The organism is Mycobacterium sp., from assembly GCF_035697385.1.
Classification (GTDB): Bacteria; Actinomycetota; Actinomycetes; order Mycobacteriales; family Mycobacteriaceae; genus Mycobacterium.
The window spans coordinates 22,494-28,808 of record NZ_DASSCY010000226.1 but is presented as its reverse complement, the minus strand read 5'-3'; the positions used below and the strand labels follow the sequence as shown (position 1 = coordinate 28,808).

5 protein-coding genes are annotated in these 6,315 nt (G+C 65.9%); 1 reads left to right on the top strand and 4 read right to left on the bottom strand.

Annotation, left to right across the window (positions count from 1 at the left end):
• Positions 1 to 958 (top strand): tetratricopeptide repeat protein (locus tag VFH65_RS19230; protein WP_353323589.1); only part of this gene is annotated, 958 nt, incomplete at its 5' end.
• A gap of 134 nt (positions 959 to 1,092) precedes the next feature.
• Here the strand turns inward: VFH65_RS19230 and VFH65_RS19225 are convergent.
• The 4 genes from VFH65_RS19225 to VFH65_RS19210 all read right to left on the bottom strand — a co-directional run bounded on the left by VFH65_RS19225 (position 1,093) and on the right by VFH65_RS19210 (position 6,315).
• Positions 1,093 to 1,971, bottom strand: a complete 879-nt coding sequence (locus VFH65_RS19225; protein ID WP_353323587.1) for a hypothetical protein — start codon at positions 1,969 to 1,971, stop codon at positions 1,093 to 1,095.
• A gap of 172 nt (positions 1,972 to 2,143) precedes the next feature.
• Complete coding sequence (locus VFH65_RS19220; RefSeq protein ID WP_353323586.1) at positions 2,144 to 3,268, bottom strand: acetate kinase; 1,125 nt, start codon at positions 3,266 to 3,268, stop codon at positions 2,144 to 2,146.
• The gene (pta, locus tag VFH65_RS19215; RefSeq protein ID WP_353323585.1) at positions 3,265 to 5,331 is read right to left on the bottom strand and encodes a phosphate acetyltransferase; all 2,067 of its coding nucleotides are present in this window, start codon (positions 5,329 to 5,331) and stop codon (positions 3,265 to 3,267) included. Before pta ends, VFH65_RS19220 begins: the two co-directional genes overlap by 4 nt.
• 21 nt (positions 5,332 to 5,352) lie before the next feature.
• Complete coding sequence (locus VFH65_RS19210; RefSeq protein ID WP_353323584.1) at positions 5,353 to 6,315, bottom strand: endonuclease/exonuclease/phosphatase family protein; 963 nt, start codon at positions 6,313 to 6,315, stop codon at positions 5,353 to 5,355.

Sequence of the window (6,315 nt, the reverse complement as noted above, 5' to 3'; positions counted from 1 at the left end):
CGTATACCTCGACGGCCAGGTGCATTCGGAGAAGTTAACCGCGCAGGAGATTGTCAACGCGCTACCGGTGCCGCTGGTCGACCCCGCCGATGTCGGCGCGGCGGTGTTGTCGGCGAGCGTATTGAGCCAGCCGGTGCAGACGCTGGACCAGCTGCGCGCGGCACGTCACGGCGCACTGGACTCGGAGGGCATAGACCTGTCGGAGTCGGTGGAGTTGCCGTTGATGGAGGTCCGCGCGCTGCTGGATCTCGGTGATGTCGCCAAGGCCACCCGAAAGCTCGACGATCTCGCAGGACGGGTCGGCTGGCGTTGGCGGCTGGTGTGGTTCCGCGCAGTATCGGAGATGCTGACCGCCGACTACGATTCAGCCACAAAGCATTTCACCGAAGTGCTTGACACTGTGCCCGGTGAGCTGGCGCCGAAGCTTGCGCTGGCCGCGACGGCCGAGCTGGCGGGCAACTCCGATGACCGCAAGTTCTACAGGACGGTGTGGTGCTGCGACAACGGCGTGATCTCGGCGGGCTTCGGCCTCGCGCGCTGGCAGTCGGCCGAGGGCGACCGTGACGGCGCAGTGCACACCCTCGACGAAGTGCCCGCGACCTCACGACATTTCACCACCGCACGCCTGACGAGCGCGGTGACGTTGTTGTCCGGGCGGTCCACCTCCGAGGTGACCGAGCAGCACATTCGCGATGCCGCCCGCCGCGTGGAGATCCTGCCCGACACCGAGCCACGGGTGCTGCAGATCCGCGCGCTGGTGCTGGGCACCGCGATGGACTGGTTGGCCGACCACACCGCCAGCACCAACCACATCCTTGGCTTCCCGTTCACAGAGCACGGCCTGCAGCTCGGCGTCGAGGCGTCGCTGCGCAGCCTCGCGCGGGTCGCGCCCACACAGGCGCACCGCTACGCGCTGGTCGACCTCGCCAACAGCGTCCGGCCGACAAGCACCTTCTGACGTTTAGGCGTCCGAGCGTGCGCCTACCGCGTCGAGTGTGCACTGACGGCCTCGAGTGTGCCTTCACCGCATACTATTTCGGGCATCCGAACAGTGGACGCCCGCTCGCTGCAGTAGGTGCACACTCGGCTTTGTCAGCACTCTTTCGATAAGTAGCATGGACACTCAAAGCCCTGCGCCTCCACGGCGCGGTGGACTCGCCGGATAACACCGATGCGACGATCTTCGGCCGTGACACGAACGACACGCCAGAGTTGCTGCACCTTCTCGAGTCGATGGATATCGCTGGCGACCTGAAACCGGTTGGCGCGATGGTGCTCGCCTTCATACTCAACCCCAAGCATCCACTCCTCCCACCCCAGATCAAGGAAGGCGAACGGCACACCGTCCGGACCGAACACGGGGATCTGGGTCTGCGGGCGCGGGAACCCGGCCTCGACGAGCCACAGCCGAACCTGGCTCTCCTTCGGAGATTGGGAGCCGCCGTCGACGAGTTCCAGTACCGTCTCCAAATGCCGCAGCCCGCGAGCACCTCTGTGATTACCGGCGATTCGCTCGACGTCATCGGTCTTCAACCCCGTGGCGTTGGCTAGCGCGTCAAGCCGCGCAACTGCGGACATGACTGAACCGCGCCTGCCGATGTCGAATGCGGTGCGCTCAGGTGTGGTGACGGGACGGCCGTCGAGAATCAGGACCTCGTCATCCACCAGAGTGTCGCGGCGGGTGATGATGCCCTTCGGTGGCCGCGCATTGGCGTGGACGAGCTCCACCGGTATGTCGGCGTCAATCCACTTGGAACCGTGCAATGCGGCCGCGGCAAGCCCGGCAATGGTTGCCTGTCGCCGCGACCAAAGCCATGCTGCGGCGATCCGTTGCTGAAGCGACGGCCGGGCTAGTCGCGAAACGTACACATCCGGGAACAGTGCGCAGTATCGCGTCCGCAGTTGATGCCAGTTCACCGTGCCGGCAGCAAGCGCCTCACTACCGATGAATGGTTGCTCCAAATACCCCATACCGCTCACGATGCCGTGCGCAACGGACGGCCTGAGTCGCGTCTTGCCAGTTATCCCCAGGCGAATGGAGCTGACCGTGTACTCACCGCATTCGCTGTGCGCTCGCCGTGGAGAACTGCGTGAAACAGCGCAGTCAGCGCACACTCGGCGGTGTGGACGCACACTCGGCGACCTAAGCGACTACCTGCGTGCATGCGCGGGCAATGGCCAGCTCTTCGTTGGTGGGGATCACGAGCACTGTCGTCGGGGACTGGTCGGCCGAAATGCGGCGCGCAGCCTTGGCTGGACTGGCGTTGAGATGCTCGTCAACCTCGATGCCCAACGCCGTCATGCCGGAGAGCGCGTCGCGTCGCACGGCTGCGTCGTTCTCGCCCACTCCGGCGGTGAACGTGATCACATCGGCGGAGCCCAGCAGCGCAAGGTACGCGCCGATGTACTTGCGTAGCCGGTGGATGTACACGTCGTAAGCCAATTGCGCTGCCTCATCGCCGGATTCGATCCGCTGATGCAACACCCGGAAATCGATCTCACCGCCGAGACCACGAACACCGGCATTGCGGTTGAGCATTGACTCGATGTCTTCGACGCTCATCTTGGCGGTACGCCACAGGTAGGTGATCACGCCGGGGTCCACGTCGCCGGAGCGGGTGCCCATCACCAGGCCCTCCATCGGTGTCAAGCCCATCGAGGTGTCCAGCGGCCGTCCACCGACGATCGCCGATGCCGACGCGCCATTACCGAGGTGCAGCACGATCTGGCTCAGCGACGCCAGCGGCACGTCCAAGAACGCCGCCGCCTGCTCGCTGACGTACTGATGTGAGGTGCCGTGAAATCCGTAGCGCCGGATATGCCACTGCGCGGCGATGTCCCTGTCGATGGCATACGTCGACGCCGCGGGCGGAAGGTCGTGGAAGAACGCGGTGTCGAAAACGGCGATGTGCGGCAGATCGGGCAGCGCCTTGCGTGCGACGGCGATACCGAGCACCGCAGGCGGATTATGCAGCGGTGCAAGGGGCGACAGTTCGTCGAGCTTTGCGATCAGCGCGTCGTCCACCAGCGTCGGCTGATACAAGTCGGGGCCGCCGTGTACGACCCTGTGCCCGACCGCGACCAATCCGGCCATGTCGTCCGTCAACGCGTCGAACACCACCCGAAGCGCCGCGGTGTGGTCAGGGACCTCGCTGTCGCCGATCCTCTCCACCGTCCCATCGGCAACCATGTTGGCTGAATCCGGTTCGACTACCGCGTATTTCAGGGTCGACGAACCGGAGTTCAGAACCAAGACGCGGCGGGTCATCTGCCCTGCGCCTGAATGGCGGTGATCGCGACGGTGTTGACGATGTCCTCGACCAGTGCCCCCCGTGACAGATCGTTGACTGGCTTCTTCAGGCCCTGCAGCACCGGACCGATTGCGATCGCGCCTGCACTGCGCTGCACGGCCTTGTACGTGTTGTTGCCGGTGTTGAGGTCGGGGAAGATCAGCACCGTCGCTCGCCCTGCGACCTTGGACTCTGGCATCTTGGTCTTGGCCACCGATGGCTCCACCGCGGCGTCGTACTGAATGGGTCCTTCGACAAGCAGATCCGGCTGCCGCTCGCGGACTAATTCTGTTGCCGCCCTTACCTTGTCGACGTCCGCGCCTGTGCCCGACGTGCCGGTCGAATACGACAGCATGGCCACCCGCGGGTCGATGCCGAACTGGGCTGCGGTGCGCGCAGAGGAGATCGCGATGTCGGCGAGCTGCTCGGAGGTGGGATCGGGAACGATCGCGCAGTCGCCGTAGGCCAGCACACGGTCGGCCAGGCACATCAGGAAGATGCTGGAAACGGTGGAGACGTCGGGCAGCGTCTTGATGATCTCGAACGAAGGACGAACCGTGTGCGCGGTGGTATGCCGTGCACCCGACACCATGCCATCGACCATGTCGTTGTGCACCAGCATGGTCCCGAAATAGGAAACGTCATGGATGATTTCGCGAGCCTGCTCGACGGTGACGCCCTTGTGCTTGCGCAACTCGGCGTATTGTTCGGCGAATTTGTCGCACAGGTCGCTGGTCTGCGGGTTGAGCACGGCTGCCGCCGACAGGTCGACTCCGAGTTCCGCGGCGCGCGGCCGGATCTGAGCTTCGTCACCCAGGATGGTCAGCTCGGCGACACCGCGTTGCAGTAGGCGGCCGGCCGCCTGCAGGATGCGGTCGTCATCACCTTCTGGCAGCACAATGTGTCTGCGGTCTTCCCGCGCCCGATCCAACAGCTGGTAGGTGAACATCTCCGGGGTGACCACCGTCGGGATCGGAATAACCAGCTGCGCAAGCAGATCCGCGGTGTCGACGTGGGTTTCCATCAGTGCCAGCGCGGTGTCGATCTTGCGCTGTGACTTCACGGTTACCCGCCCGCGTGCCGCCGCGACTCGGCTGGCCGTTTCGAACGTCCCGTACGGAGTTTCGATGATGGGCAGCCGCAGGCCAAGCCCGGACACCAGTGACGCGATCGACGGATGCAGCTTGAGGCCACCGTTGAGAATGATGCACGACAGCGACGGAAAGCCCTCGGCCGCATGGGCGCTCACGACGGCGAGGACGACGTCCGAGCGGTCACCGGGAGTGATGACGGCGACGCCTTCGGTCAGGCGCTCAAGCACGTGCTCAGCCGTCATGCCGGCCACCAGCACGTCCATCACCTCACGAGTAAGCAACGCCGAATCACCCCGCAGCACCGTGCCGTCGACGGCTGCCTGCAGCTCGGCCACCGACGGCGCCACCAACAGCGGCTCCTCGGGCAGCACGTACGTCTTCGGCGCGAACGACTCCAACGCCTTGGCGACCGCGGCCATCTGCGACGGCTCGCACCGGTTGGCCACGACCGCTGCGGTGTGCGCGTGCTGGGCCGCCACCTCGGCCAGGCACACGTCGACCACCTGGGCGACCTGGTCGGGGGTGCGGCCCTTGGCCTTCACCGCCAGCACCACCGGCGCACCGAGATTGGCGGCGATGCGGGCGTTCATCGACAGCTCGCTCGGCGCGGCGACGTCGGTGTAGTCGCTGCCGACGACCAATACGGCATCGCACTGGTCGGCCACCTGATGGAACCGGTCGACGATATCGGCCAGCGCCGCGTCGGGATCGTCATGCAATTGCTGGTAGCTGACCCCTACACACTGGTCGTAGGGCAGACCCGCGGTGGTGTGCGCGAGCAGCAGCTCCAGGATGTAGTCACGGTCCTCGCCCACCCGGGTGATCGGGCGGAACACACCGACTTTGGCGACGGTGGCCGTCAGCCGGTGCAGGATGCCGAGCGCGATCGTCGACTTACCGGTGTCACCCTCGGGGGAGGCGACGTAGATCGCGCGTACCACTGGCACGCCTGAAAGCCTAGGGCACCGTCAGCTCGCGGTCGGGTCGACTGGGACGTCTACGGTGGCGACCAGGCCGCGATGGTCGGAACCCGGAAGCGCGACCGTTCGCGCCGACGTCGCCGCGGACCCGTACACCAGGACATGGTCGATTCCGAGCATTGGCGGGCGCCAGCGCCCGTTCGGGTAGGTGCGTGTCAAGCCGGCGCCCGCCTGCTCAGCGGCATCCCGGTAGCCCTCGTTCAGCAGCCGCCGGAACGGCACCATGTCGATGGTGGCATTCAGATCGCCCGCCGCGATCACTGCGCCTGCGCCCGCGTTGTCAGCCAGTTCTCGCAGTGTGACGGCGAACCGCGCGATGTCGCGACGCCAGTCCTCGATGGGCTGCGGCCACGGTGCGGCCAGATGCACGGCCACCACGGTCGGATCGGCAACCACGCCCGGCACCGCCAGGCGCGCCCACAGCAGTGGCAGCGAATACCCCTCCTGGCCACCCGACTCCACGATCGGGTAGCGACTCCACACCCCGATCCCAGACGCCAGTGGACGCGGGTCGATCACCCGGTGTGCAAATACGTCATCGAGTCCGGCCGAAGACAGCCCGGCCGCCGCCTCCTGCGTCATCTCCTGCACGACCAGCACGTCCGCCGACTCGCTCGCCAACGCGGCGAGGGCGCCCGAATCTGCTTGTCCCATACCGAGATTCGCGGTCATCACCCGGACGGTTGCGGCCGGCACCGCGACTGTTTCCGGCCCAAGGTACCGGGGCGCCTGAACGCCCACCAGCACCACGCACAGGCACGCGGCGAGCAGCGAGAGCACCCATCTCTGGGCCAGTCCGAACAGCAGCATCCCGACGGGACCGACTGCCATCAGGTATGGCGATGCTGCCGCGAGGCCCAGAACAACATGACCGTCGACCGGCAGGTAACGCGCCACCAGCCCCAAAAGCGAGACCGCCATCGCGACCGCGGCTAGCGCGGTCGCGAGCAT

Bases quoted from the DNA above. Each gene is read 5' to 3' on its own strand.
- VFH65_RS19225 (WP_353323587.1), bottom strand. From the start codon at position 1,971: ATGGGGTATTTGGAGCAACCATTCATCGGTAGTGAGGCGCTTGCTGCC.
- VFH65_RS19220 (WP_353323586.1), bottom strand. From the start codon at position 3,268: ATGACCCGCCGCGTCTTGGTTCTGAACTCCGGTTCGTCGACCCTGAAA.
- VFH65_RS19210 (WP_353323584.1), bottom strand. From the start codon at position 6,315: ATGCTCGCGACCGCGCTAGCCGCGGTCGCGATGGCGGTCTCGCTTTTG.